General features: G+C 70.8%; 24 protein-coding genes, 1 tRNA gene and 1 pseudogene. 16 read left to right on the top strand and 10 right to left on the bottom strand.

Annotated features, from left to right (window positions below):
• The first annotated feature begins 229 nt into the window (after positions 1 to 229).
• From CRP50_RS05005 to egtD, 3 genes are all read left to right on the top strand, one after another.
• Positions 230 to 928 (top strand): LuxR C-terminal-related transcriptional regulator, encoded by a 699-nt coding sequence (locus CRP50_RS05005; RefSeq protein WP_097278341.1) that lies wholly within the window; start codon positions 230 to 232, stop codon positions 926 to 928.
• Positions 929 to 1,057: 129 nt separating this feature from the next.
• A complete protein-coding gene (egtB, locus tag CRP50_RS05000; RefSeq protein WP_097277899.1) occupies positions 1,058 to 2,404 on the top strand; it encodes an ergothioneine biosynthesis protein EgtB in 1,347 nt (448 codons plus the stop codon).
• Position 2,405: 1 nt separating this feature from the next.
• Entirely contained in the window at positions 2,406 to 3,419 is a 1,014-nt protein-coding gene (gene egtD, locus CRP50_RS04995; protein ID WP_097277898.1) for an L-histidine N(alpha)-methyltransferase, read from the top strand.
• Positions 3,420 to 3,482: 63 nt separating this feature from the next.
• Here the strand turns inward: egtD and dnaJ are convergent, their stop codons facing one another.
• Both dnaJ and dnaK read right to left on the bottom strand, forming a co-directional pair.
• The gene (gene dnaJ, locus CRP50_RS04990; RefSeq protein ID WP_097277897.1) at positions 3,483 to 4,634 is read right to left on the bottom strand and encodes a molecular chaperone DnaJ; all 1,152 of its coding nucleotides are present in this window, start codon (positions 4,632 to 4,634) and stop codon (positions 3,483 to 3,485) included.
• An 89-nt stretch (positions 4,635 to 4,723) separates the two neighbouring features.
• Entirely contained in the window at positions 4,724 to 6,673 is a 1,950-nt protein-coding gene (gene dnaK / locus CRP50_RS04985; RefSeq protein ID WP_097277896.1) for a molecular chaperone DnaK, read from the bottom strand.
• 274 nt (positions 6,674 to 6,947) lie between these two features.
• On the opposite strand from dnaK, the gene CRP50_RS04980 reads away from it, so the two are divergent.
• The 6 genes from CRP50_RS04980 (at position 6,948) to CRP50_RS04955 (ending at position 10,175) form a co-directional block, all read left to right on the top strand.
• Positions 6,948 to 7,274 (top strand): hypothetical protein, encoded by a 327-nt coding sequence (locus CRP50_RS04980; protein WP_097277895.1) that lies wholly within the window; start codon positions 6,948 to 6,950, stop codon positions 7,272 to 7,274.
• A gap of 126 nt (positions 7,275 to 7,400) precedes the next feature.
• Positions 7,401 to 7,649 (top strand): DUF1178 family protein, encoded by a 249-nt coding sequence (locus CRP50_RS04975; protein ID WP_097277894.1) that lies wholly within the window; start codon positions 7,401 to 7,403, stop codon positions 7,647 to 7,649.
• 4 nt (positions 7,650 to 7,653) lie between these two features.
• Positions 7,654 to 8,058 carry a hypothetical protein gene (locus CRP50_RS04970; protein WP_097277893.1) on the top strand — a complete coding sequence of 135 codons (405 nt, stop codon included), beginning with the start codon at positions 7,654 to 7,656 and terminating at the stop codon, positions 8,056 to 8,058.
• Positions 8,059 to 8,062: 4 nt separating this feature from the next.
• Positions 8,063 to 8,458 carry a VOC family protein gene (locus CRP50_RS04965; protein ID WP_245913372.1) on the top strand — a complete coding sequence of 132 codons (396 nt, stop codon included), beginning with the start codon at positions 8,063 to 8,065 and terminating at the stop codon, positions 8,456 to 8,458.
• Entirely contained in the window at positions 8,455 to 9,792 is a 1,338-nt protein-coding gene (gene pabB, locus CRP50_RS04960; RefSeq protein WP_097277892.1) for an aminodeoxychorismate synthase component I, read from the top strand. Before CRP50_RS04965 ends, pabB begins: the two co-directional genes overlap by 4 nt.
• Positions 9,789 to 10,175: a hypothetical protein gene (locus CRP50_RS04955; RefSeq protein ID WP_097277891.1), complete on the top strand. Its 387-nt coding sequence runs from the start codon at positions 9,789 to 9,791 to the stop codon at positions 10,173 to 10,175. Before pabB ends, CRP50_RS04955 begins: the two co-directional genes overlap by 4 nt.
• A 4-nt stretch (positions 10,176 to 10,179) precedes the next feature.
• Here CRP50_RS04955 and CRP50_RS04950 read toward each other — a convergent pair whose 3' ends face one another.
• A complete protein-coding gene (locus CRP50_RS04950) occupies positions 10,180 to 10,524 on the bottom strand; it encodes a hypothetical protein (protein ID WP_097277890.1) in 345 nt (114 codons plus the stop codon).
• Positions 10,525 to 10,850: 326 nt separating this feature from the next.
• Here CRP50_RS04950 and CRP50_RS04945 point away from each other — a divergent pair, with 326 nt between their 5' ends.
• Entirely contained in the window at positions 10,851 to 11,459 is a 609-nt protein-coding gene (locus tag CRP50_RS04945; protein ID WP_176525032.1) for a hypothetical protein, read from the top strand.
• Positions 11,460 to 12,099: 640 nt separating this feature from the next.
• A pseudogene (locus CRP50_RS04940) lies at positions 12,100 to 13,581 on the top strand (bacteriohemerythrin); the annotation flags it as partial.
• Positions 13,582 to 13,713: 132 nt separating this feature from the next.
• On the opposite strand, the gene CRP50_RS04935 reads toward CRP50_RS04940, so the two are convergent.
• Both CRP50_RS04935 and CRP50_RS04930 read right to left on the bottom strand, forming a co-directional pair.
• Positions 13,714 to 13,788 (bottom strand) — tRNA-Asn (locus tag CRP50_RS04935).
• Positions 13,789 to 13,809: 21 nt separating this feature from the next.
• Positions 13,810 to 14,925: a GGDEF domain-containing protein gene (locus tag CRP50_RS04930; RefSeq protein WP_176525031.1), complete on the bottom strand. Its 1,116-nt coding sequence runs from the start codon at positions 14,923 to 14,925 to the stop codon at positions 13,810 to 13,812.
• Between the two features lie 171 nt (positions 14,926 to 15,096).
• On the opposite strand from CRP50_RS04930, the gene pyrF reads away from it, so the two are divergent.
• The 3 genes from pyrF to CRP50_RS04915 all read left to right on the top strand — a co-directional run bounded on the left by pyrF (position 15,097) and on the right by CRP50_RS04915 (position 17,833).
• Positions 15,097 to 15,834 carry an orotidine-5'-phosphate decarboxylase gene (gene pyrF, locus CRP50_RS04925; protein ID WP_097277887.1) on the top strand — a complete coding sequence of 246 codons (738 nt, stop codon included), beginning with the start codon at positions 15,097 to 15,099 and terminating at the stop codon, positions 15,832 to 15,834.
• A complete protein-coding gene (locus CRP50_RS04920; RefSeq protein ID WP_176525030.1) occupies positions 15,831 to 16,478 on the top strand; it encodes a phosphoribosylanthranilate isomerase in 648 nt (215 codons plus the stop codon). The genes pyrF and CRP50_RS04920 overlap by 4 nt, the downstream gene beginning before the upstream one ends.
• A 74-nt stretch (positions 16,479 to 16,552) precedes the next feature.
• Positions 16,553 to 17,833 carry an NAD(P)/FAD-dependent oxidoreductase gene (locus tag CRP50_RS04915; protein WP_097277885.1) on the top strand — a complete coding sequence of 427 codons (1,281 nt, stop codon included), beginning with the start codon at positions 16,553 to 16,555 and terminating at the stop codon, positions 17,831 to 17,833.
• A 3-nt stretch (positions 17,834 to 17,836) separates the two neighbouring features.
• Here the strand turns inward: CRP50_RS04915 and CRP50_RS04910 are convergent, their stop codons facing one another.
• The 5 genes from CRP50_RS04910 to CRP50_RS04890 all read right to left on the bottom strand — a co-directional run bounded on the left by CRP50_RS04910 (position 17,837) and on the right by CRP50_RS04890 (position 23,285).
• Positions 17,837 to 18,499 (bottom strand): response regulator, encoded by a 663-nt coding sequence (locus tag CRP50_RS04910; RefSeq protein ID WP_097277884.1) that lies wholly within the window; start codon positions 18,497 to 18,499, stop codon positions 17,837 to 17,839.
• Positions 18,500 to 18,636: 137 nt separating this feature from the next.
• A complete protein-coding gene (locus CRP50_RS04905) occupies positions 18,637 to 19,011 on the bottom strand; it encodes a hypothetical protein (protein WP_097278338.1) in 375 nt (124 codons plus the stop codon).
• A 142-nt stretch (positions 19,012 to 19,153) separates the two neighbouring features.
• Complete coding sequence (infC, locus tag CRP50_RS04900) at positions 19,154 to 19,675, bottom strand: translation initiation factor IF-3 (protein ID WP_097277883.1); 522 nt, start codon at positions 19,673 to 19,675, stop codon at positions 19,154 to 19,156.
• 180 nt (positions 19,676 to 19,855) lie between these two features.
• Positions 19,856 to 21,796, bottom strand: a complete 1,941-nt coding sequence (gene thrS, locus CRP50_RS04895; RefSeq protein WP_097278337.1) for a threonine--tRNA ligase — start codon at positions 21,794 to 21,796, stop codon at positions 19,856 to 19,858.
• A gap of 283 nt (positions 21,797 to 22,079) precedes the next feature.
• Positions 22,080 to 23,285, bottom strand: coding sequence for a glycosyltransferase family 4 protein (locus tag CRP50_RS04890; protein WP_097277882.1), 1,206 nt, complete (start codon positions 23,283 to 23,285; stop codon positions 22,080 to 22,082).
• Between the two features lie 52 nt (positions 23,286 to 23,337).
• Between CRP50_RS04890 and CRP50_RS04885 the strand changes: the two genes are divergently transcribed.
• Positions 23,338 to 24,135 carry an alpha/beta hydrolase gene (locus CRP50_RS04885; protein ID WP_097277881.1) on the top strand — a complete coding sequence of 266 codons (798 nt, stop codon included), beginning with the start codon at positions 23,338 to 23,340 and terminating at the stop codon, positions 24,133 to 24,135.
• Complete coding sequence (locus CRP50_RS04880; RefSeq protein ID WP_097277880.1) at positions 24,132 to 24,557, top strand: NADAR family protein; 426 nt, start codon at positions 24,132 to 24,134, stop codon at positions 24,555 to 24,557. The genes CRP50_RS04885 and CRP50_RS04880 overlap by 4 nt, the downstream gene beginning before the upstream one ends.
• The last annotated feature ends 148 nt before the right edge of the window (positions 24,558 to 24,705 follow it).

Below are 24,705 nucleotides of genomic sequence, written 5' to 3'. Positions count from 1 at the left end.
ACCCTCTTCGCCGTCCGCCGCGGACCGCCGCAAAACCTGAGATTGTGTGTCGTAATCTTGTGCAGAATGGCGTAGGATAGTACCGTCTAAAGGCGTAGCGGGTCATAGAGCCGTTGGGCGGAGACGGAGCACCATGAGTCCGGTGTCGCGGAAGGGGTCGCGACGCAGGACGGATCACGGGGCACCCGATCGTGCCGGGGTGCGGCAACGAAGGTGAGGGGTGAACAGCTTGAAGATTCTGATCGCGGACGACCACGAACTGTTCCGGGACGGCCTGCGTCTGGTGCTCGGGGATCTCGGGCCCGACCTGCAGGTCATCGAGGCGTCGAGTTACGACCAGACCCTGGAGATCGCCAACCGCGAAGAGGGGCTGGACCTCGTGCTGCTCGACCTCGTCATGCCCGGCATGCCGTGGAACGAGGGCCTGGGTGCGGTGAAGCGCCGCCTGCCCGCCGTGCCGGTGGTGATCCTGTCGGCCTCGGAAGACCGCCGCCTGGTGCTGGAGGCGGTGCGCCTCGGCGCCGCCGGCTTCATCCCGAAGACCAGCTCGAGCAAGGTGATGCTGTCGGCGCTGCGCCTCGTCATGTCGGGCGGCGTCTACCTGCCGCCGGCGCTCATCGACGAAAGCTCGGTGGTGGGCGGCGGCCGCGGCGACGGGCCGCACGCCGACCTGTCGCTCGACTCCACGCCCCTGACGCCGCGCCAGCGCGAAGTGCTGGCCCTGCTCGGCCAGGGCAAGAGCAACAAGGAAATCGCGCGCATCCTCAACCTGTCGGAAGGCACGGTGAAGCTGCACGTAACCGCCATCCTGAAGGCGCTGAACGTCAGCAACCGCACCGGCGCCGTGGTGGCCGCCTCGCGCCTCGGGCTGACCAGCCTGAACCGCGGCGAGGCCGAGCCCATGGGCGACCGCGTCGTCAACGGCTGACCCTCCACGCATGAATTGAGCAGGGCGCGGCTCCCCGCCGGGGGCCGCGCCCTGTCACATTCGGCCGCAACGGGGGCGGCATCCTCGCGTTGAAGAAGCAACAGGCTTCATCGACCAGGGAACCCACGCATGCCCGAAGCCATCCGCGACGCCGGCCCCACCCACGCCGGGCCGGCCGCCGAGGATCGCGCTACCGAGGACCGCGACGTCTGGCGCGCCCGCTGGCGGGCCGTGCGCGGCTTTTCCGAGGCCCTGGCGGCCCCCTTGTCGCCGGAGGACATGCAGGTGCAGTCGCGCACCGAGTGCAGCCCGACCAAGTGGCACCTGGCGCACGTGACGTGGTTCTTCGAGACCTTCATCCTGCGCGAGGTCTTCCCCACCCGGCCGCCGTTCCGCACCGACTTCCCCTACCTGTTCAACAGCTATTACGAGGGTGCCGGCCCGCGCCAGCCGCGGCCGCAGCGCGGCATGATCACCCGCCCGGCCGTGTCGGAGGTGATGGCGTGGCGCGCCGCCGTCGACGCGGCCATGGACGGCCTCATCGCCCATGCCGACGACGCCACCTGGACCGGCACGGTCCGGCCGCTGCTGGAACTCGGCCTCTCCCACGAGCAGCAGCACCAGGAACTGGTCCTCATGGACCTCCTGGACCTCTTCGCCCTGCACCCGTCGGCGCCGGTCTACCGCGCCGCCGAGCCGCCGCCCGCCGGCGAGGCCGCGCCCCTGACGTGGCACCGCCACCCCGGCGGCATCGTCGCCGTCGGGCACGACGCCGGCGGCGGCGGCGTCGCCTTCGACAACGAGGGGCCGCGCCACGAGGTGCTGCTGCGCCCCTTCCGCCTCGCGCGGCGCTGCGTCACCAACGGCGAGTGGCGGGAGTTCATGGTCGACGGCGGCTATTCCCGCCCCGACCTCTGGCTCATGGACGGCTGGGCCGCCGCGCAGCGCGAGGGCTGGGAGGCGCCGCGCACCTGGCGGCGGCAGGGCGACGGCGACGACTGGCGCGCCTTCGGCCTGCATGGTCTGCAGCCCCTCGATCCGGCGGCGCCGGTCTGCCACGTCAGCTTCTACGAGGCCGACGCCTACGCCCGCTGGGCCGGCGCCCGCCTGCCGACGGAGGAGGAGTGGGAAGTCGTGGCGGCCGACCTGCCCGTCGCCGGCCGCTTCCTGAACGACCCGGCGACCGACCTGCTGACACCACGCCCCGCCCCGCCCGCCGAGGCCGGCGATGCGCCGGTGCAGATGTTCGGCGACGTGTGGGAATGGACGGCGAGCCCCTACCGCCCCTACCCCGGCTACCGGCCGCCCGCCGGCACGCTCGGCGAATACAACGGCAAGTTCATGAGCAACCAGATGGTCCTGCGCGGCGGATGCTGCATCACGCCGGCCGGCCATCTGCGCGCCACCTACCGGAATTTCTTCTACCCCCACGACCGCTGGGCTTTCAGCGGCCTCAGGCTGGCGGAGGACGACTGACATGCACCACGGCCTGAGCACCTCCACTCCCGCAGCCACGGTGCCGGTGCCGGCGTCGGTCGGTCTCGCCGATTTCCAGGACCTGGGGCACGCCACGGACACCTTCGCCGCCGACGTGGTCGCCGGCCTCGCGGAACCCCGCAAGGCGATCCCCGCCAAGTACTTCTACGACGCCATCGGCTCGCGGCTGTTCGACCGCATCTGCGCCTTGCGCGAATACTACCCCACCCGCACCGAAATGAAGCTGCTGGAGACCCACCGCGGCGAGATGGCCAAGCTGATCGGCGACGACGCGGCGCTGGTGGAATTCGGCGGCGGGTCGCTCGCCAAGGTGCGGGTGCTGCTCGACGCCATGCCGCGGCTGAAGTCCTTCGTCGCCATCGACATCTCGCGCGATCACCTGCTCGATGCCGCGACCACGCTGGCCGAGGATTACCCGCGCCTGCAGGTGGCCGGCGTCTGCGCCGACTTCACGCGCCCCGTGGCCTTGCCGGCGGTGGCGCGGCGGCGGCGGCGCGTCGGGTTCTTCCCCGGCTCCACCATCGGCAACTTCGAGCCCGAGGCGGCGGCGGATTTCCTGCGCACCGTCGCCGGCGACCTGGGACGCGGCGGCGGACTGCTCATCGGCGTCGATCTGGTGAAGGACACGGAGGTGCTGGAACGCGCCTACAACGACGCCGACGGGATCACGGCGGCCTTCAATCTGAACCTGCTGACGCGCATCAACCGCGAGCTTTGCGGCAGCTTCGAGCCGCGCTATTTCCGCCATCACGCCTGCTGGAACGCCGACGAGTCGCGCATCGAGATGCACCTGGTCAGCCGCCGCCGCCAGCGCGTCCACGTCGCCGGCCGCGTCTTCCTGTTCGACGAGGGCGAAACCATCCACACCGAGAACAGCTACAAGTACACGGTCGACGGCTTCCACGCGCTGGCCGAGGACGCCGGCTTCCGCCCGGTGCGCACCTGGACCGACGCCAGGCAGCTGTTCAGCGTCCACTACCTGGAAGTGGCCTGAGCCAAAGAAAAACGGGGCGGCCCGGCGGCCGCCCCGTTTTCAGTCTGTCGTGGTCTGTCCCGACTATTCCGTCAGGTCGTCCCACAGCTCCTTCACGCGCTTGAAGAAGCCGCTGCTTTCAGGGCTCGTGTCCTTGTCGCCGCCGGCTTCGCCGAATTCCTTCAGAAGCTCCTGCTGGCGCTTCGTCAGGTTCACCGGCGTCTCCACCGTCACCTGGATGAACATGTCGCCGCGCAGCGGGCTGCGCAGGACGCTCATGCCCTTGCCCTTCAGGCGGAACTGCTGGCCCGTCTGGGTGCCGGCCGGAACCGTCACCTTGGCGCGCGTGCCGTCGATGCTCGGCACCTCGATGGCGCCGCCGAGCGCCGCCGTCGTCATGGCGATGGGCACCTTGCACAGGATGTTGGCGCCGTCGCGCTGGAACAGCCGGTGCGGCTTGATCGCCAGGAAGATGTAGAGGTCGCCGGGCGGCGCGCCGCGCATCCCCGCCTCGCCCTCGCCGGCCAGGCGGATGCGCGTGCCGTCCTCGACGCCGGCGGGGATGGTGACCTCCAGCGTCTTTTCCCGGTGCTGGCGGCCGGAGCCGCCGCAGTCGCCGCAGGGGTCCTTGATGACGCGGCCTTCGCCGCCGCAGGTCGGGCAGGTGCGCTCGATGGTGAAGAAGCCCTGCTGCGCCCGGATGCGCCCGGCGCCGCCGCACATGCCGCAGGCCGAGGCCCCCGAGCCCGGCTTGGCGCCGCTGCCCGAACAGGTCTCGCAGCCGACCGAGGTCGGCACCTTGATGGTGGTCTTCTTGCCCTTGAAGGCGTCTTCGAGGGTGATTTCCATGTTGTAGCGCAGGTCGTGCCCGCGCTGGGTGCCGCCGCCGGCGCGGCCGCGACCGCCCATGGCGGCGCCGAACACCTCGTCGAAGATGTCGGCGAAGCCGCCGCCGAAGGCCGACGAGAAGTCGAACCCGCCGGCACCGGCGCCCGCCCCCGGCCCGCCGCCCTCGAAGGCGGCATGGCCGAAGCGATCGTAGGCCGCCCGCTTCTGCTCGTCCTTCAGGACGTCGTAGGCCTCGTTCAATTCCTTGAACTTGGCCTCGGCCCCCGCATCGCCCGGATTGCGGTCCGGGTGATACTGCATGGCCAGCTTGCGGTAGGCCTTCTTCAGGTCGTCGGCGCCGGCACCCTTGGCCACGCCGAGAACCTCGTAGTAATCCCGCTTGCTCATCGCCGCTGTCTGTTTTCCAGAAATATCAAGGCCGAAAGGTCGAGCGGGCCGCCCGGAGTCTCCGGTGCGGCCCGCCGATCAGCGAAGGATCACTTGTTGTCCTTCTTGTCGTCGACCTCTTCGAAGTCGGCGTCGACCACCGTCTCGTCGGCCTGGCCGGTGCCGCCGCCCTGCTGGGCACCGGCGCCGCCCTCGGCCCCGCCGGCACCACCGGCCGGAGCTTCCTGCTGCGCCTTGTAGACGGCTTCGCCCAGCTTCATGGACGACTGCATCAGGGCGTTGGTCTTCTCCTGGATCTTCTCGGCATCGCCCGAGTCCAGCACGTCCTTCAGCGCCTTGATGTCACGCTCCACCGCTTCCTTGTCGGAGGCGCCGATCTTGTCGCCGTACTCCTGCAGGTTCTTCTCGGTGGAGTGGATGAGCGAGTCGGCCTGGTTGCGGGCCTCGACCGCCGCACGACGCTTCTTGTCGGCTTCGGCGTTGGCTTCGGCTTCCTTCACCATGCGCTCGATGTCGGCGTCGGCGAGGCCGCCCGAGGCCTGGATGCGGATCACCTGCTCCTTGCCCGTCGCCTTGTCCTTGGCCGAGACGTTGACGATGCCGTTGGCGTCGATGTCGAAGGTGACCTCGATCTGCGGCACGCCGCGCGGCGCCGGCGGAATGCCGACCAGGTCGAACTGACCCAGCAGCTTGTTGTCGGCCGCCATCTCGCGCTCGCCCTGGAAGACGCGGATGGTCACCGCGGTCTGGCCGTCCTCGGCGGTGGAGAAGGTCTGCGACTTGCGGGTCGGGATGGTGGTGTTGCGGTCGATCAGGCGGGTGAACACGCCGCCCAGCGTCTCGATGCCCAGCGACAGCGGGGTGACGTCGAGCAGCAGCACGTCCTTGACGTCGCCCTTCAGCACGCCGCCCTGGATGGCCGCGCCCATGGCGACGACTTCATCGGGGTTGACGCCCTTGTGGGGCTCGCGGCCGAAGAACTCCTTCACCGTCTCCTGCACCTTGGGCATGCGGGTCATGCCGCCGACCAGGATGACCTCGTCGATCTCGCTGGCCTTCAGGCCGGCGTCGGAGAGGGCCTTCTTGCACGGCTCGACGGTGCGGCGGATGAGGTCTTCCACCAGGGCTTCCAGCTTGGCGCGGGTCACCTTGATGTTGAGGTGCTTCGGGCCCGACTGGTCGGCCGTGATGAACGGCAGGTTCACCTCGGTCTGCATGGACGACGACAGCTCGATCTTCGCCTTTTCCGCAGCTTCCTTCAGGCGCTGTAGGGCGAGGCGATCCGAGCGCAGGTCGATGCCCTGCTCCTTTTTGAACTCGTCGGCGAGGTAGTCGATGATCTTCTGGTCGAAGTCTTCACCGCCGAGGAAGGTGTCGCCGTTGGTGGACTTCACCTCGAACACGCCGTCGCCGATTTCCAGGATCGACACGTCGAAGGTGCCGCCGCCCAGGTCGTAGACGGCGATGGTGCCGGCGGTCTTCTTGTCCATGCCGTAGGCGAGCGCGGCGGCCGTCGGCTCGTTGATGATGCGCAGCACTTCCAGGCCGGCGATCTTGCCGGCGTCCTTGGTGGCCTGGCGCTGGCTGTCGTTGAAGTACGCCGGCACGGTGATGACGGCCTGCGTGACCTTCTCGCCGAGGTAGCTCTCGGCCGTTTCCTTCATCTTCTGCAGGATGAAGGCGGACACCTGGCTGGGCGAGTACTTGGTGCCGTGGGTTTCGACCCAGGCGTCGCCGTTGTCGCCCTCGACGATCTTGTAGGGGACGAGGCCCTTGTCCTTCTGCGCGGTCGGGTCGCTGTAGCGGCGGCCGATCAGGCGCTTGATGGCGAACAGGGTGTTCTCGGGGTTGGTCACGGCCTGGCGCTTGGCGGGCTGGCCGACCAGACGCTCGACATCGCTGCCGTCGCCCTTGAAAGCGACGATGGACGGCGTGGTGCGGGCGCCTTCGCTGTTTTCGATGACGCGGACGTCCTTGCCTTCCATCACGGCCACGCACGAGTTCGTGGTGCCGAGGTCGATACCGATCACCTTGCTCATGTTCTTACCTCTCGCTGCGGCAGGTCTGGCGCGGCCCTCTTCGGGAAGGCGCCGTCGGAGACCCCCATGGGTTTGACGCGAACAGATACGCTCCGCGCCGGACGACCGGCGGGGACGGCCTCGTATATAGGCAAACCGTGGCCGCGCCGCAACAGTGGCGGGACATCGATCCGCAGGGGCCGGAACGGCCGCCCCGTACCCATCGGGGTCTCTGTGCCGCCTCGTCCGGCCGTGGTAGATTTACCACTTTGTCTCTTGGGGGAGTTTCCACATCATGACCGTTCGGGTAGCGGGCCTTCTGGCCGGCGCCTTCCTGTTCGCCGCGGCCGCGCCGGCCCTGGCGGAAGACCTCGTGTTCGACCTGCACAACAAGTCGAGCGTCACGCTGCAGGAACTGTACGTGTCGCCGACCCATACCGACTCCTGGGGCTCCGACATCCTCGGCGTCGACGTGCTGAACCCGGGCGAATCGGCCCGCGTCACCATCGCCGACGGCGAATCCACCTGCGTCTACGACATCAACTTCGTCGGCAATGGCGGCGAGGAGCTGACGGAAGAGGGCATCGACCTCTGCGAGCTGCGGTCCTACACCCTGCAGTGATCCGCACGGCTGCGCGACGGCGGCCGGCGCTGCCCGCCGTCGCGCAGCCATCGCCCCGTCTGGAACCGCTGCCCGCCCGGCGCTATAACCGGGGCACGCACCGACGACGGGGAGCATCGCCGCATCATGATCCGCTATACCCTGCAATGCAGCCAGGGCCATGCCTTCGAACAGTGGTTCGACAACATGGCCGACTACGACGCCCGCCAGGACGCCGGCAGCCTCAGCTGCCCCGAGTGCGGCGACCGCACCGTGTCCAAGGCCCTGATGGCGCCGGCGCTCGGCGCCGCCACAAAGACCCCGGCCACTCCCGCCCTGCCGCCCTGCGCCACCGGCGGCTGCGGCGGCGGTGTCTGCCCCGCCATGGCGGACTGAGCCGGTGGGCGGACTGCCGAAGGCGCGCACCATCCTGAAGGCCGATGCCGCCGTCTCGGCGGTGCTGGCCGTCCTGCTGCTGCTGAGCCCGACGGGCCTTCTGGCCCTGCTGGATCTGCCGGCGCCGACCCTGTGGGCACCGCTGGCCGGCGTGCTGACGGGCGCCGTCGCCGTTGCGCTGGCCACCGCCCCGGCCGCCGGACCGCCGGCGGCGCGGGTGGTCTGCGCCGCCGGCGCCGTGGCCAACCTGGGCAGCGCGGCGGTGATCGTCGCCGCGCTCGGCTCCGGCACCCTCGGCATCGGGTTCGTGGGCGCCGCCCTGCTCGGCCTGCTGGCGGTGGTGCGGCTCGGCTTCGGCGCGCTGGAGGCCGTCTATTGGGGGCGTCTGAAGGGCGCCGCACGAGGCTGAGGCCATGATGATCGACCACGTATCCGTCACCGTTTCCGACATGCCCCGCGCCCGCGCCTTCTGGGACGCGGTGATGGCCGCCCTCGGCTACCCCTGCGTCGGCACCTCCGACACCTGGGCCGGCTATGGCGAGCGCGCCGGGCCGGAGCACCCGGAGCGGTCCTACCTCTCGCTCTTCCTCGCCCCCGACGGCGTCGCCGCCGATCGCCGCCACTGGTGCTTCAAGGCCGCCGACCGGGCGGCGGTGGACGCCTTCCATGCCGCCGGCCTCGGGCACGGCGGGCGCTGCGACGGGCCGCCGGGCCTGCGGCCGCACTACCACGCCGGCTACTACGCCGCCTTCCTGCTCGACCCCGACGGCAACCGGATCGAGGCGGTGTGCCACAGCGACCGGCCATGACGCCGACCGTCCATCCCCTGCCGTGGCGTGACCCGCTGACCGCCTTCGCACCGCTGGCGGCGGAGGATGGCGCGGTGCTGCTCGACGCCGCCACGCCGGCCGACCCGCGCGGCCGCTACGCCTACGTCTGCGCCGCCCCGAGCACCGTGGTGCGCCTGCGCCTGGGAGAGGCCGACCCCTTCGCCGCCCTGGCCGCCCTGCTGCCGCCGACCGTCGACACCTTGCCCGACCTGCCGCCGTTCCAGACCGGCGTCGTCGCCGTGCTCGGCTACGAGTTGGGCGGCGCGGTCGAGCGCCTGCCGTCGCCCCGCCCCGACGACCTCGGCCTGCCCGACCTGTGGGCGGCCCGCTTCGACACCCTCGCCGCCTTCGACACCGCCGAGCGCCGCGCCTGGGTGATCTCCACCGCCGGGCCCGAGGCCGCCGCCGCTTTCGCCGCCCGCCTCGGCACCGAGCCGCCGCCGCCGCCCGTCGCGGTGCCCGCCCCGGCGCGGGCGGAACGGACGCGGGCGGCGCACGAGGCGGCGGTCGCCCGCACCATCGCTTACATCGGGGCCGGCGACGTCTTCCAGGCCAACATCACCCAGCGCTTTCTGGCCGAGCGCCCGGCAGACCTGCCCGCCTTCGACCTCTACCGCCGCCTGCGCGCCGCCTCGCCCGCCCCCTTCGCCGCCTTCCTGAACCTGGGCGAGGGCGCCGCCGTCGCCTCCGCCTCGCCGGAGCGGTTCCTCAAGCTCGACGCCGAAGGGCGGGTGGAAACGCGGCCCATCAAGGGCACCCGGCCGCGCCGCGCCGACCCCGCCGCCGACGCCGCCGAGGCCGCGGCGCTGCTGGCCAGCGCCAAGGACCGGGCGGAGAACCTCATGATCGTCGACCTGCTGCGCAACGACATCGGCCGCGTCTGCACCGTCGGGTCGGTGCGCGTGCCGCTGCTGTGCGGGCTGGAGAGCTTCGCCGCCGTGCATCATCTGGTGTCGGTGGTGGAAGGGCGCCTCGCCCCCGGACGCACGGCGGTGGACCTGCTGCGCGCCTGCTTCCCCGGCGGCTCGGTCACCGGCGCCCCCAAGGTGCGCGCCATGGAGATCATCGCCGAGCTGGAGCCGGCGCGCCGCGGCCCCTACTGCGGCGCCATCGCCTGGCTCGGCGCCGACGGGGCCATGGATTCCAGCATCGTCATCCGCACCCTCTGCCTCGGCGCCACGGGCCGCATCGCCGCCCAGGCCGGCGGCGGCATCGTGTCCGACAGCGACCCCGCCGCCGAGTACGAGGAAAGCCTCACCAAGGCCGGCGCCCTGCTGCGGGCGCTGGCGGCCGAAGGACCCCCGCCGCCATGATCATCGCTTCCCCCGCCCTGCCCTTCACCGTCGAGCAGCCGCTGTTCGCCGCCGTGCTCGCCCACAACGCGACGCTCGCCCGCGCCTTCGCGGCCGTGCTGCCGGCCGGCGCGGTGGTGCGCGACTGGCACGACCTGACGGACCTGCTCGGCGACGCCGACCGCCTCGACACCCTGCTCGGGAATTTCCTGGGCAACAAGTCGGAGCGGCTGGTGCTGGCCTGCGTGCTCATGAAGGCCGATTACGCGGCGCAGGCCGACGCGCTGATGCCGCGCGTCTTCACCACCTGGGGCGGCATCGACGCCCGCAACCGCGCGCTCGTGCTCGACATGCTGGAAGGGCTCGACGACGGCGACGGCCTGTTCGAAGGCGAGACGGTCTGACGCCTCAGCGCCCGCCCACACCGGCGGCGCAGCGATCGGCGGCGGCGGCGCTCGCCTCCTCGGGCGGCACGCCCTGGGTTTCGATCAATTCCTCCTGATCGGCCGGCGGCGCGTTGCGCGCAACCGCCGCGGCGAAGCAGCGGCAGACCGCCGCCTTGGCGGCCGGGTCGGCGTCCAGCCGGGCGAGAACCTCCGGTTGGTCGCCGTCCGGCGGGATCATGCACGACGCCTCCACCGCCACCTCCGCCTGCAGCCGCAACGCCGCCACCTGCTCGGCCCGTGCCGATGCACCGGCGGCCAGAACCAGCGTCAGGGCGAGGGCGATGGAGGCAGGGAGACGCGACGTCATCGGCGGGTCCTTCGACGGTGGCGGATACCACAGTGTCGACGGCCGCGACTCGGGAGACAAAGGCGCATCGGGCGAACGACCCTCCGCCCGAAGGGGATAACCGGCAGTTGAAGTGCACGGGCAAGCCTCAGCCTCCCGCTAAACCCTACCCCCAAAGGTCTATCTGAATGTATGAAATATGACCGGATGGAGAATCATCCCATGGTCAAAGGGGTACCCTGGTGTTCTACTAGGGATAGGGAAGGCCGCCGAAGCCTGCCTCCCGTACTGCCCAGCGGCCGCATGCCCCGGGGGTACCATACCGAAGGAGTAGAAGAATGGTTTCGATGCCGCTGCCCGCGATGGCGAGTGCGGTAGCCGGTCTCGTCTGCCTGGCGGCCCTGCCGGCCGTCGCGGCGCCGCCGGCTCCCGACGTTCAGGCGCTGCTGACGCCAGCCCTCATGGAAGACATCCGCGGCATGCTGGACGCGCCGGTGATCACGCTGTCGATCACGGCGCAGAACGAACGCCGCGCCGGCATCGACCAGGCCGGCATCGACAAGCTGGACGCCGAATGGAAGGCCCAGCGCGAAGCCGACGACCAGCCGCTGATCGCGGCCACCCTGTCGAGCCCGTCGTCGGCCTACCTGACGCAGGTGCAGGCCGGCTCCGGCGGTCTCTACGCCGCCCTTTTCGTCATGGACGCCAACGGGCTGAACGTCGGCCAGTCGGCCGTCACCTCCGACTACTGGCAGGGCGACGAGGACAAGTTCACCAAGACCTTCCCCGTCGGCCCCGACGCCGTCTTCCTCGACGCGCCGGAATTCGACGACGGGCTGAAGGTGTGGCTGGTGCAGCTGAACCTCACGCTGGCGGAAAACGGCAAGGCCATCGGCACCGCCACCGTCGAACTCAACGCCACGGAACTGGCCCGCCGCGCCGGCGTCGCCTACTGATCGGAGGAGCCGGCCCATGTCCCTGCTCGACAACATCCGCATTCCCTACAAGATCGCCGTCGCCTTCGCGTCGGTCTGCGTGGTCATCCTCGGGGTCGGCGTGGTGAACCTGACGTCGTTCCAGGCCTTCGACGAGGCCGGGGAGCGGCTGGACGCCCTCGCCACCTTCAACGACCACACCGACCGCTACACGGCGCTGCTGCCGCAGGAGCGCAGCATGGTGCTGGCCTTCATGCTGACCGGCGAGCGCAGCCTGCTCGACAAGATCGCCGCCATGGAAGGCGACCGGACGGCGCTCATGGATCGCCTGCGCTCGGAAGCCATCGAGACGCAGGCGCTGGAGGCCGTGTTCGCGGCCGACGAGGCGCTGCGCACGCAGGTGCTCGAGCGCCAGATCGCCCTCATGCGCCGCAGCGACACGGTCAACGACGCCCGCGTCATCGAGATCACCACCCTGCCCGAGCGCCTTCTGACCGCCCGCGCCAACGCCATCACCGCCATGGAAGATGCCGTGCACGCCAGGCTCACGGAGGCCGCGGCGGCCCGCGACGACGCCGCCAACACGCTTCAGGTCGCCACCTACGTCGGCACCGCCGTGGCGATTGGCCTCGCGCTGGTGCTCGGCTTCCTGCTGTCGCGCGCCATCGCCACGCCCATCACCGGCATGACCCGCTACATGGACCGCCTGAGCGAGGGCGCCCTGGACGACGCGGCCATTCCCGGCAGCGGCCGCCGCGACGAGATCGGCACCATGGCCGACGCGGTCGGCGTGTTCCGCACGGGGCTGGTGCGCGCCCGCGACCTGACCGCCGACCAGGAACGCCAGCACGCCGAGCGCGAACGCCAGCAGAAGGAGCTGGAGCGCCTGGTGCAGTCCTTCGAAGGCACCGTCGTCGGCGTGCTCGACGGCCTCAGCCGCGCCGACCACCTGCTGCGCGAAACGGCCGACAAGATGACTTCCGGCTCGGCCCACACCATCGACACCGCCGACGCCGCCGGTCACGCCGCCAGCGGCGCGTCGGAGGACGTGAACACCGTCGCCGCCAGCGCCGAGGAACTGTCGAGCTCCATCCAGGAGATCGCCCGCCGCGTCGCCGAGGCCACCGCCGTCGCCAACCGCGGCGTCGCCGAGGCCGAAACCGGCTCGGCCGAGATCGCCCAGCTCGACCAGAGCGTCGCCCGCATCGGCGAGGTGGTCGGACTCATCAACGACATCGCCAGCCAGACCAACCTGCTCGCGCTCAACGCCACCATCGAGGCCGCCCGTGCCGGCGACGCCGGCAAGGGCTTCGCCGTGGTCGCCAACGAGGTGAAGGGCCTCGCCACCCAGACCGCCCGCGCCACCGAGGACGTCGCCCGCCAGATCAGCGCCATCCAGGACGCGACCCGCAAGGCCGTGGCGGCCATCGACCGCGTCTCCGGCATCATCCGCGAGATCGACGAAATCTCGGCCGGCATCGCCGCCGCCGTCGAGGAACAGGGCGCCGCCACGGCGGAAATCGCCCGCGGCGCCGAGCACACGGCCACCGCCACCCGTTCGGTGGTGGACGTCATGGGCGAGCTGCGCGACGCCGCCCAGGAACAGGGCCGGGTGGCGGCCGAGATCAGCGCCTCGTCGCGGCAGATCAGCACCCAGTCCAAGACCCTGAAGGAGGAAGTGCGCGAGTTCCTGTCGTCGGTGCGCGCCACCGAAGGCGAGACCTCGGAGTTCGTGCGCTTCGAGGACGAACATGCCTTCGGCGTGCCAGCCATCGACGACGAGCACCGCCGCCTGATGGAGGTGACCAACGACCTCTACCGCGCCATCAAGTCCGGCACCGACCGCGCCATGCTCGACCGGTCGTTCGATCACCTGAAGCGCTACACGGCCGAGCATTTCGCCAAGGAAGAGGACTACATGAGCCGCAGCGGCTATGCCGGCGCGGCCGACCACCAGCGCCACCACGCCCAGTTCATCGAGCGCCTGGACCGCCTGTACGCGGCCTATCGCGGCGGCGACGCCTCGGCGGGCATGGACCTGCTCGGCCTGCTCGGCAGCTGGTGGCGCAACCACATGGAAGAGGACGACTCCCGCCTCGCCGACTTCGTCCGCCAGCGCGCCGGCCGCAAGCTGGCCGCCTGATCCAGAGGTCCTCCCTGGACCACCTCCGGCGCCGTGCCCGTCACGGCGCCGGTTTTTTGTTCGCGCGCGCCGTGCGGCCATGAAAAAACCGGGCCCGGCCTTGCGGCCGCCCGGTTCGGATACTCCTGAAGATGGCTCCGGCGGTAGGATTCGAACCTACAACCCTGCGATTAACAGTCGCATGCTCTACCGTTGAGCTACGCCGGATCAGCCTCGGAGGCCCGCGATTTACCGAACCCCGCCGTCCTTGTCCAGAACTTTTTGACGGGACACGACATTTTCGGTCGGCGGCGGCGGTCCGACCACCCGGTTGCGGCCGCCGGCCTTGGCGGCGTAGAGGCGGTCGTCGGCGGCGGCGAACAGGGTCGTGAAGTCGTCGGTCGGGCCGAGCACGGCGACGCCGATGCTCGCCGTCAACGGCAGCGCGGCGTCGCGCCACGGCACCGGACGGTCTTCCAGCGCCTGGCGCAGGCCCTCGGCGGCCGCCACGGCGCCGGCGGCGTCGGTGTCGGGCAGGAGGACGGCGAACTCCTCGCCGCCGATGCGGCCGACCGTGTCCTCGCCGCGCACCCCCGCCGCCAGCAGGCCGGCGCAATGGACGATGGCGGCGTCGCCCGCCTCGTGCCCGTGGGTGTCGTTGATGCGCTTGAAGTGGTCGAGGTCGACCAGCAGCAGCGAAAGCGGCCGGCCGTGGCGGCGGGCGCGGGCGGCCTCGGCGTCGAAGGTGCGCTGGACGCTGCGGCGGTTGGCGACGCCGGTCAGGAAGTCGGTGTCGGCCGCCTGGCGCAGGGCGGCGGCGGCCGTCTCGCGGCTGTGTTCGTACCAGTAGAGGATGGCCGTCGCGCCGGCGAGCGCCCCGCCGACGTTGAAGACCGTCGGCATGGCGAATCCCTGCGCCTGGGGCATGAGGTCGAAGGCGAAGGCACCGACGACGACGACGAAGTAGATGCCGGCGCACAGGGCGCCGCGCCGACAGCCCAGCAGGAAGAACGGCACGACGGGATAGAGCGGCACCCACGCCACCACGCCGTCCGGCGCCGACCCCATCAGCACCACCGCGAGGATGGCGACGCCGGCGATGGCGGAGGCGGCCCATCCGGTGCCGTCCAGGTCGCCCGTCCGCTGCAGGCGCAGCCAGAGGATGCTGATGAGGACGAGGGTCACCGCCTCCACCGTCGCATCCACCAGATAGCCGGTGACGAACAGGTCGAAGAGGGTGAAGAACCCGAGCAGCACGAAACCGGCGAAGTACATCCGGTTGACGAGAACGTGGCTCCGGTGGCGCGGATCGTCCACGCCCAGGTCCGCCGCCGGCGGCCCGCCCCGCCGCGGATACTCGCGCATGCCCCCTCGGCTCCCTGCGGTCTGTCGCGTGCGCGGGAGCATACGGGCATCGCGGCCACGGCGACAACCGCCATTGGGCGGCTGTCGGCAGGGGCCGCCGGGTTCCGCCGTTGCCGCGCCCCATGGCCGTGGTGTAAGGGTGGAGAACCGCTGACCGCCAAGGCCCGCCGCATGATCCAGCTCCGCAATCCCGTCTTCTGCGCCATCGACACCACCGACCTGAACAAGGCGACGCGGCTGGCCGCGCGCATCGGCGATACGGTGGGCGGCATCAAGCTCGGGCTCGAGTTCTTCACCAGCCAGGGGCGCCGCGGCGTCGAGCAGGTGGCCAAGGCGAGCGAGGCGCCGCTGTTCCTCGACCTCAAGTTCCACGACATCCCGAACACCGTCGCCGGCGCCATCCGCGCCGCCGTGTCGCTCAAGCCGGCCATCGTCAACGTCCACGCCGGCGGCGGCCGCACCATGATGCAGGCGGCCGTGAAGGCCGCCAGCGAGGCGGCGGCGGAATTCGGCGTGGCGCGGCCGCTGGTGCTGGCCGTCACCGTGCTGACCAGCATGGACGACGGCGACCTGTCGGAAACCGGCGTCGTGCGCCCCGTCTCCGATCAGGTGCGGGCGCTGGCGGCGCTGGCGCGCGAGAGCGGCATCGACGGCGTCGTCTGCTCGCCGCACGAGGCCTCGGTGCTGCGCGCCGACCTGGGCGCCGACTTCAAGCTGCTGTGCCCCGGCGTGCGCCCCCACTGGGCCGGTGCCGACGACCAGAAGCGCATCATGACGCCGACGGAAGCCGTGGCGGCCGGTGCCGACTACCTGGTGGTCGGCCGCCCCATCACCGGCGCCGCCGAGCCCATCGCGGCGGCGGAGAAGATCGTCTCCGAACTGCCGCGCCGCAACGGGGAGGCCTCGTGATGCCCCTCGTCGCCAAGATCTGCGGCCTCACCGACGAAGACGCGCTGGTCGCCGCCGTCGAGGGCGGGGCGGACTACGTCGGCCTCGTGTTCTTCCCGCCGAGCCCGCGCGCCATCACGCCCGAGGCCGCCGCCGAGCTGCTCGACGGCCTGCCCGAGGACGTGAAGGCCGTCGGCTTGTTCGTCGACCCCACCGACGACCAGCTGGCCGAGGTGCTCGGCCACGTGCGCCTCGCCATGGTGCAGCTGCACGGGACGGAGACGCCGGCGCGGGTGGAACAGATCCGCCAGGACTGGGGCGTGCCGGTCATCAAGGCCCTCGGCATCGCCACCGCCGAGGACCTGAAGGCCGCCGAGGCCTATGCCGACGTCGCCGACATGCTGCTGTTCGACGCCAAGGCGCCGGCCGGGTCGGACCGCCCCGGCGGCCACGGCACCGCCCTGCCGTGGGACCTGCTGCGCGGCTGGAGCCGCCCCGACGTGCCGTGGATGCTGGCCGGCGGCCTGACGCCCGACACCGTCACCCAGGCCGCCCGCACCGCCGGCGCGGCCATGGTCGACGTCTCCTCGGGCGTCGAGCGCAGCAAGGGCGTCAAGGACCCCGACCTCATCCGCCGCTTCCTGGACGCCTGCGCCGAGGCCTGACCGCCCGCCAACCCGCGCGGCAGGCGCGCCGTTGCTCCCTCGGACCCCGGACCAGGAGGAAGGAGGAGCGGCGCATGGCGGAGGGGAACGACCGGCCGCGCGTGGTGATCGTCGGCGCCGGCTTCGGCGGGCTGGCCTGCGCCCAGGCGCTGGGCGCCGCGCCGGTGCGGGTGACGGTGGTCGACCGCCACAACTACCACCTGTTCCAGCCGCTGCTCTATCAGGTGGCGACGGCCGCCCTGTCGCCGGCCGACATCGCCGAGCCCATCCGCCGCATCCTGCACCGCCACCGCAACATCGACGTGCGCATGGCCGAGGTCACCGGCGTCGACACCGCCGGCCGCGCCGTGCGGCTCGCCGACGGCGCCCGCCTGCCCTACGACCGCCTGGTGATCGCCACCGGCTCCGTCTACAGCTACTTCGGCCACGAGGCGGAGTGGGAGCGCCACGCCCCCGGCCTCAAGACCATCGAGAACGCCCGCGAGATCCGCGCCCGCCTGCTGCAGGCCTTCGAGGCCGCCGAGGTATGCGACGACGCAGCGGAGCGCGACCGCCTGCTCACCACCGTGGTGATCGGCGGCGGCCCGACGGGGGTGGAGATGGCCGGCTCGGTGGCGGAACTGGCGCGCTACACCCTCAGCCGCGACTTCCGCCGCATCGACCCGACCAAGGCGCGCATCCTGCTGGTGGAGGCCGCACCGCGCATCCTCGGCACCTTCCCCGACGACCTCGGCGCCTATGCGGAACGGGCGCTGCGCGACAAGGGCGTGCAGGTGATGACCGGCGCCATGGTGGAGCGCATCGAGGCCGACGGCGTGGTGGTGGGCGGCCGCAAGATCCCCGCCGCCACCATGGTGTGGGGCGCCGGCGTCAAGGCCTCGCCGGCCGCCCGCTGGCTGGGTGTGGAGCCGGCCAAGGGCGGCCGCATCGCGGTAGAGGCCGACCTGTCGGTGCCGGGCCTGCCGGGCGTCTATGCGCTCGGCGACACGGCCCAGGCGCTCGGCGCCGACGGCGCGCCGCTGCCCGGCCTCGCGCAGGTGGCCAAGCAGCAGGGCGAGCACCTGGGGGCGGGGCTCGCGCGCGAACTGGCGGGCGGCGCGCCGGTCGGCCCATTCCGCTTCCGCAATCGCGGCAACACGGCCATCGTCGGGCGCAACGCCGCCGTCTTCGACTTCGGCCGGCGGCGGCTGAAGGGGCGGCTGGCGTGGCTCCTGTGGGCCATCGTCCACGTGTGGCTGCTGGTGAACTTCGAGAAGCGGCTGATGGTGACGGTGCAATGGCTGTGGCGCTGGCTGACCTACCAGCGCGGCGCCCGCCTCATCACCCGCGAGCCGCCCGACGCCGAGCGGCCGTGACCGTCAATTGGCGGCGGACCGCTCGGCCCAGCCGCTTTCCATGATGATGCGGATGGCCTGGCTGCGGTTGGCGGCACCGAGCTTGCGGTAGATCTTGCGGGTGTGGACCTTGATGGTCACTTCCTGCAGGCCGAGCTCGCGGGCGATCACCTTGTTGGTGGCGCCGTCGACCATCATGCCGACGATCTGCCGCTCGCGGCCGTCCAGGCGGCCGAGCGGATTGTCCTCGGCCGGCGCGGCCGGGACGGCGGCGGGCTCGGGCGCCCGCGGCGTCTGGAAGGCGAAGGACGGGAAGTACCGCTCGCCCGACAGCACCAGCCGCAGGGCGTTGACCATGGCCGTGGAGTTGAGCGTCTTGGGAATGTAGCCCGAAGCGCCCGCCTCCGCCGCCTCGTGCACGTCCTCGGCGGCGACCGAGCCGGTGAGGATGACGACAGGCGTCTGCGGCAGGGCGCTGCGGATGCGCGCCAGGCCCTCCAGGCGGTTCATGCCGGGCATGTTGAGGTCGAGCAGGACGAGGTCCAGCGGACGCTCCGCCTCCGCCTTGACCAGCGCCTCGTCGAGCGAGTCGGCCTCGACGATGGCCACGTCCGCCGCCAGCAGGCCGATGAACGGCATCAGGCCCTGGCGGACCAGCGTGTGGTCGTCGGCAAGCAGAACTTTCATGTCAACGGAACCCCACACGTCCCCGAAAGGATAAACCCCAAATTCCACTATAGGGGCAGCGGTTCACAGGCGCAAGCAGCACGACCTTTGGGCGGGAAGCCCCGGTCGCGCCTGCCATCCGGCCGCGGTGGGGCGCCTCAGCGGTTGCCGAGCAGCCGGTCGACCTCGTCCTGCGAGAGACCTTTGGCCTTGTTCAGCGCCTGCTCGTCCTCCGCCGCCGCGGCGCGGTCGATGCCGGCCGGGACCAGCCCCTTGTGGGCGGCCATGTGGCGGAGGAAGCGGTTGACCTTTCGGATGCGCTGACCGGTCAGGTCCTGGAAGGCGCAAGCCTCCATGATGCCTTCCAGCCGCAGCAGGGTGCTCTGGTCCGGCCGCCGCTCCATGAGCAGCTCCACGAGGCCGAGGATGCGGTTGACCGCCCGCTCCTGCTCCTGCACCGCCGCTTCCAGGTTGCGGATGGCGGCGACCAGGGCGGCGTCGACCTTGTCGTCGGGGGCGGTGGCGGGGCTCATGGCCGCCCCCGAATGGCGGACACGCCGACGGCCGCCCGGCGAGGGGCGGCCGTCGAAGCCGTGGCGGAAGCGCGGGCGGACAGGCACAGGGGCACAGGTGCGACCAAGACCGTGTCCTTTCCGACGGGTCCGGTGGGCGCCGTCAGCGCGGCGCCATCACCATGACCATCTGGCGGCCTTCCAGCTTGGGGTGCTGCTCGACCTTCGCCATCTCGGTGAAGTCGTCGCGAACCCGGTCGAGAACCTTCATGCCCAGGTCCTGGTGCGCCATTTCACGGCCCCGGAAGCGCAGGGTGAGCTTCACCTTGTCGCCGTCCTCCAGGAAACGCTTCACGTTGCGCATCTTCACCTGGTAGTCGTTCTCGTCGATGTTCGGGCGGAGTTTGACCTCCTTGATCTCGACGATCTTCTGCTTCTTCTTCGCTTCCGCCTTCTTCTTCTGACTCTCGAACTTGAACTTGCCGTAGTCGAGAATCTTGCAGACGGGCGGCTCGGCGTTGGGGGAAATCTCGACTAGGTCGAGACCGGCTTCTTCAGCCATTTCCAGCGCTTCGCGAATGTGCACGACGCCGACCTGCTCGCCGTCCTGGTCGATCAGGCGCACCTGCTGCACGTTGATGGCATCGTTGACGCGCGGTCCATCTTTGGACGGCGGCGCCGTCATCGGTGGTCTAGCTATGAACACTCTCCATCGTCAAAAACGGTACAAACAGGCACATCCCGCTGGCGCTTCCCACGTCCACCGAGGCCCGACGTCCACCGACGCCTGAGCCGGCGAAACCGTTGCCGGCCCCGGTATCGGCCGCAGGAAGCGGGGGGACGTGCCCGACGAATTGCCGATCGGTCACTCCGCGGCGACGGCCAGGGACGGCCGGCCGGGCATGGCCGATTCGGCTTTCAGTGTAGCAACGAAGTCCTTCAGCGCAAGGACTTCCTGCTTGTTGTCGCCCAGGCGGCGGACGGCGACGGTACCTTCCTCCGCCTCCCGCTTGCCGATGGCGACGATGAACGGCACCTTGCGCAGGGAGTGCTCGCGCACCTTGTAGTTGATCTTCTCGTTACGAAGATCGAGTTCCGCGCGGATGCCGGCCGCCTTCAGCTCGTGCAGCACCCGGCGGGCGTAGTCGTCGCCGTCCTGGGTGATGGTCGTCACCACCGCCTGCACCGGCGAGAGCCACAGCGGGAACTTGCCGGCGTAGTTCTCGATCAGGATGCCGATGAAGCGCTCGAAGCTGCCGAGGATCGCGCGGTGCAGCATGACCGGGCGATGGCGGTTGCCGTCCTCGCCGACGTATTCGGCGCCCAGGCGCTCGGGCAGCACGAAGTCCACCTGCAGGGTGCCGCACTGCCAGTCGCGGCCGATGGCGTCGCGCAGCACGAACTCGAGCTTGGGTCCGTAGAAGGCGCCCTCGCCCGGGTTGAGCGTCCATTCCAGGCCGGCCGCCTCGGTGGCTTCCTTCAGCGCGGCTTCGGCCTTGTCCCACGTCTCGTCGCTGCCGGCGCGCACCGCCGGGCGGTCGGAGAACTTCACCCGCACCTCGGTGAACCCGAGGTCCTGGTAGACCGACAGCAGCAGGGCGCAGAAGTCCTGCGTCTCGCTGGTGATCTGGTCTTCCGTGCAGAAGATGTGGGCGTCGTCCTGGGTGAAGGCACGCACGCGCATCAGCCCGTGCAGGGCGCCCGACGGCTCGTAGCGGCTGCAGGCGCCGAATTCGGCCATGCGCAGCGGCAGGTCGCGGTAGGACTTGATGCCCTGGTTGAAGATCTGCACGTGGCACGGGCAGTTCATCGGCTTGATGGCGAGCGTGCGCTCGTCTTCCGTCTGCGCCGTGAACATGTTCTCGCGGAACTTCTCCCAGTGGCCGGACCGCTCCCACAGGACGCGATCGACCAGCTGCGGCGTGTTCACCTCGACGTAGCCCGAGGCCTCCAGGCGCTCGCGCATGTACTGCTGCAGCTTGCGGTACAGCGTCCAGCCGTAGGGGTGCCAGAACACGGAGCCTTGCGCTTCTTCCTGCATGTGGAACAGGTCGAGCTCGCGGCCGAGGCGCCGATGGTCGCGCTTCTCCGCCTCTTCGAGCATCGTCAGATACTCTTTGAGCTGCTTGTCCGTGCCCCAGGCCGTGCCGTAGATGCGCTGCAGCATCTCGTTGCGCGAATCGCCGCGCCAGTAGGCGCCGGCTAGCTTCATGACCTTGAAGGCCTTGGGCAGCTTGCCCGTCGACGGCAGGTGCGGGCCGCGGCAGAGGTCGAGCCATTCGCCCTGGCGGTAGACGGTGATCGTCTCCGTCGCCGGCAGGTCGCGGATGATCTCGGCCTTGTACGTCTCGCCGATCTTCTCGAAGTAGGCGATGGCCTCGTCGCGGTCCCATTCCTCGCGGACGATGGGCTCGTTGCGCTCCACGATCTCCAGCATGCGCTGCTCGATCTTCGCCAGGTCGTCGGGCGTGAAGGGCTCGTCGCGGGCGAAGTCGTAGTAGTAGCCGTTCTCGATGGCCGGGCCGATGGTGACCTGGGTGCCGGGATAGAGTTCCTGCACCGCTTCCGCCATGATGTGGGCGGCGTCGTGACGGATCAGCTCCAGCGCCTCGGGGTCCTTGGCGGTCACGATGGCGAGGCTGGCGTCGCGGTCGATGGGGCGGGTGAGGTCCCACAGGGCGCCGTCCACCTTGCAGGCCAGGGCGGCCTTGGCGAGGCCGGGACCGATGTCCTCGGCGACCTTCAGGGCCGTGACCGGGCCTTCGTAGTTGCGGACGCTGCCGTCGGGCAGGGAAATGGCGACCATGGCGAACACTCTTCTTCCTCGGTGGAGGGTCGAAATCTACAGGGAATCGGCGCGCGATCAAGGCGCGCGGCGATCCGTCGCCGAAGCATGTCGGATGGGCGGGAGGCGAACCCCGGCCGCGGCGGGCGTCACGCGGCGCGAACCACACCCGTGCCCATAGTTCGCGTGGCCGCCCCGCCACCGGGCAGGCCGGCGCGATGAAGGCTGGGCAGGACCTCGATCCTGAAGACCACGGAAAGCACGGGTGTCTGGCTCGACTTGTGGAGAATTGTGCCGACCGAAGTTAGGGCGAGACGGCGCGCGAGTCCAGCCCGAGAAGCTCGGCATAGACCGCCAGCGTCCGGTCGACCATCTTGTCCTTGCCGAATTCGGCGCGCATGCGGGCGACGGCGCGCAGCGACAGGGCGTCGCGCTCCGCCGGCGACAGGGCCAGCGCCTCGTCCAGCGCGCGCGCCAGGTCGTCGGCGCTTTCCGGCCAGAACAGCCAGCCCGTCTCGCCGCCCGAGGCGATGATCTCCGGCGCTGCGCCGTGGTTGGGCGCGATCACCGGCCGGCCCATGGCGGCCCCCTCGGCGACCACCCGGCCGAAGGCTTCCGGGTCGGTGGAGGCCGAGACCACCACGTCGGCCAGCTTGTAGACGGCCGGCATGTCGTCGCAGTCGCCCACAAGATGCACCGAATCGACCAGGTCCAGCCGCTCGATCAACGCCCGCAGTTCCTCGCTGTAGGCGGTGCGCCCCTGGTCGGAGCCGACCAGCAGCGCCCGCACCGGCCGGTGCCGCACCTTGGCGAGCGCCCGGATGAGCACTTCCTGCCCCTTCCAGCGGGTCAGGCGGCCGGGCAGCACGATCACCGGCACGCCGTCGGGCAGGCGCCAGCGCTGTACCAGCTGGATCATGCGCTCCTGGCTCACCCGGTCGGGGTCGAAGCGGGCGAAGTCGACGCCGCGGTGGATGACGGTGACGCGGTCGCCGCTCACGCCGTAGACGCGGGCGATGTGGCTGCGGATGAATTCGGAAATGGCGATGACCCGGTCGCCGTCGGCCATGACGGCGTTGTAGGCCCGCTTCAGCCCCATGGGACCGAGGTTGTAGGTGCCGTGGAAGGTGGTGACGAAGGGCACGCCCAGCGCCCGCGCCGCCGCCCGCGCACTCCACGCCGGGGCGCGGGAGCGGGCATGCACCAGGCTCACGCCGCGCTCGCCGATGAGCGTCTTCAGCCGCTCGATGTTGCGGCGGATGACCAGCGGGTTCTTGCTGGCGAGCGGCAGGGTGACGTGGTCGGCGCCGACGCGGGTCAGCTCGCGCACCATGCGGCCGCCTTCGCTGGCAACCAGCGCGCGGCCGCCGGCCTGCACGATGCCTTCGGCGATCTCGATGGTGCCACGTTCCACCCCGCCCGTTTCCAGGCGCGGCAGGACCTGCAGGATGGTGGGAGGGGTGCGGCCCGGCTTGTCGAGGGCGGCGGAGGTGCTACTGTCGGCGTTCACCGCAAGGGTCCGAATCACAGTCTGGAACAGAAATCAGGAGCCGACCGTCCCGATGCCCGAAGACACCGCCGACCGGCCCGCGCCGCGCACTCTATCACGCCGCGACGGCGCGTCCATCGCCTACCACAAGCTCGAGGCCGCGCCGGCCTTCCGCGGCCGTGCCGGCGTCGTGTTCCTGCACGGCCTGATGTCCGACATGGAAGGCGGCAAGGCCCTGCACCTGGAGGAGCACTGCCGCCGGGCGGGCCGCGGTTTCATCCGCTTCGACCAGTACGGCCACGGCCTGTCGTCCGGCCGCTTCGTCGACGGCGGCATCGGCCGCTGGACCGAGGACACGCTGGCGATCCTGGACGAGGTGGCCGAGGGGCCGCAGGTCCTGGTCGGCTCGTCCATGGGCGGCTGGCTCATGCTGAAGGCGGCGCTGGCGCGGCCCGAGCGGGTGGCGGGGCTGGTCGGCATCGCCGCGGCGCCGGACTTCACCGAAGACCTCATGTGGCCGTCCTTCACCGACGCCCAGAGGGCGGAACTGCAGAACCGCGGCTACATCGAGGAACCGTCGGAGTATTCCGACGAGCCCTACGTCATCGGCCGCACCCTCATCGAGGACGGCCGCGACCAGCTGGTGCTGCGCGGCGAGTCGCTGGCGGTGCGCTGCCCCATCCGGCTCATCCACGGCCAGCAGGACGCCTCGGTGCCGTGGCGCACGGCACTGGCCATCCAGGACAAGGCCGAGAGCGCCGACGTCGAGGTGATCCTGGTGAAGGCCGGCGATCACCGCCTGTCCACCGACGCCGACCTCGCCCGCCTGACGCGCACCCTGGATGCCCTGCTGGAGGCGGTGGACCCATGACGGCGACCGCACCCATCACGGATTTCGCCGGCGACCATTTCTGGCTGTCCAACTTCTTCCCTTCCCCGGTGGAGCTGGGCGGGGCGCTCTACGTGACCGTGGAGAACGCCTTCCAGGCGGCCAAGACCCTCGACCCGGAGGCCCGCCGCGCCTTCGAGACCTGCGGCCCCGACGAGTCGAAGATGCGCGGCATGCAAGTCGCCCTGCGGCCCGACTGGGAGGACGTGAAGCTGTCGGTGATGCTTGGCCTGCTGCGCGAGAAGTTCGCCATCCCCGCCCTGCGCCGCCGCCTGGTGGCGACGGGAGAGGCGGAGATCGTCAACCGCAACGTCTTCGGCGACACCTTCTGGGGCGTCACCCGCGCCGGCGGCCGCAACGAACTGGGCCGGCTGCTCATGCAGGTGCGGGCGGAGTGCGGGTGAGCCGGCCGCATCGCCGGGGGTAGTGCTCTCCCCGACGGCCGACCGTGGAGCCGCGGAGGACGGCGCGCCTCGCATGCCGCGGGTGCGCCGTGGGGCGGGCCGAGTCGGGCACGGGCCTGGCAGGTCCGCCTGTCCGTCCGGCCGCACA

Origin of the sequence: Caenispirillum bisanense (assembly GCF_900230255.1) — a bacterium.
GTDB lineage: Bacteria > Pseudomonadota > Alphaproteobacteria > Rhodospirillales > Rhodospirillaceae > Caenispirillum > Caenispirillum bisanense_A.
Note: the sequence above shows the minus strand (reverse complement) of the source record. Positions and strands in the feature narration are given on the sequence as shown.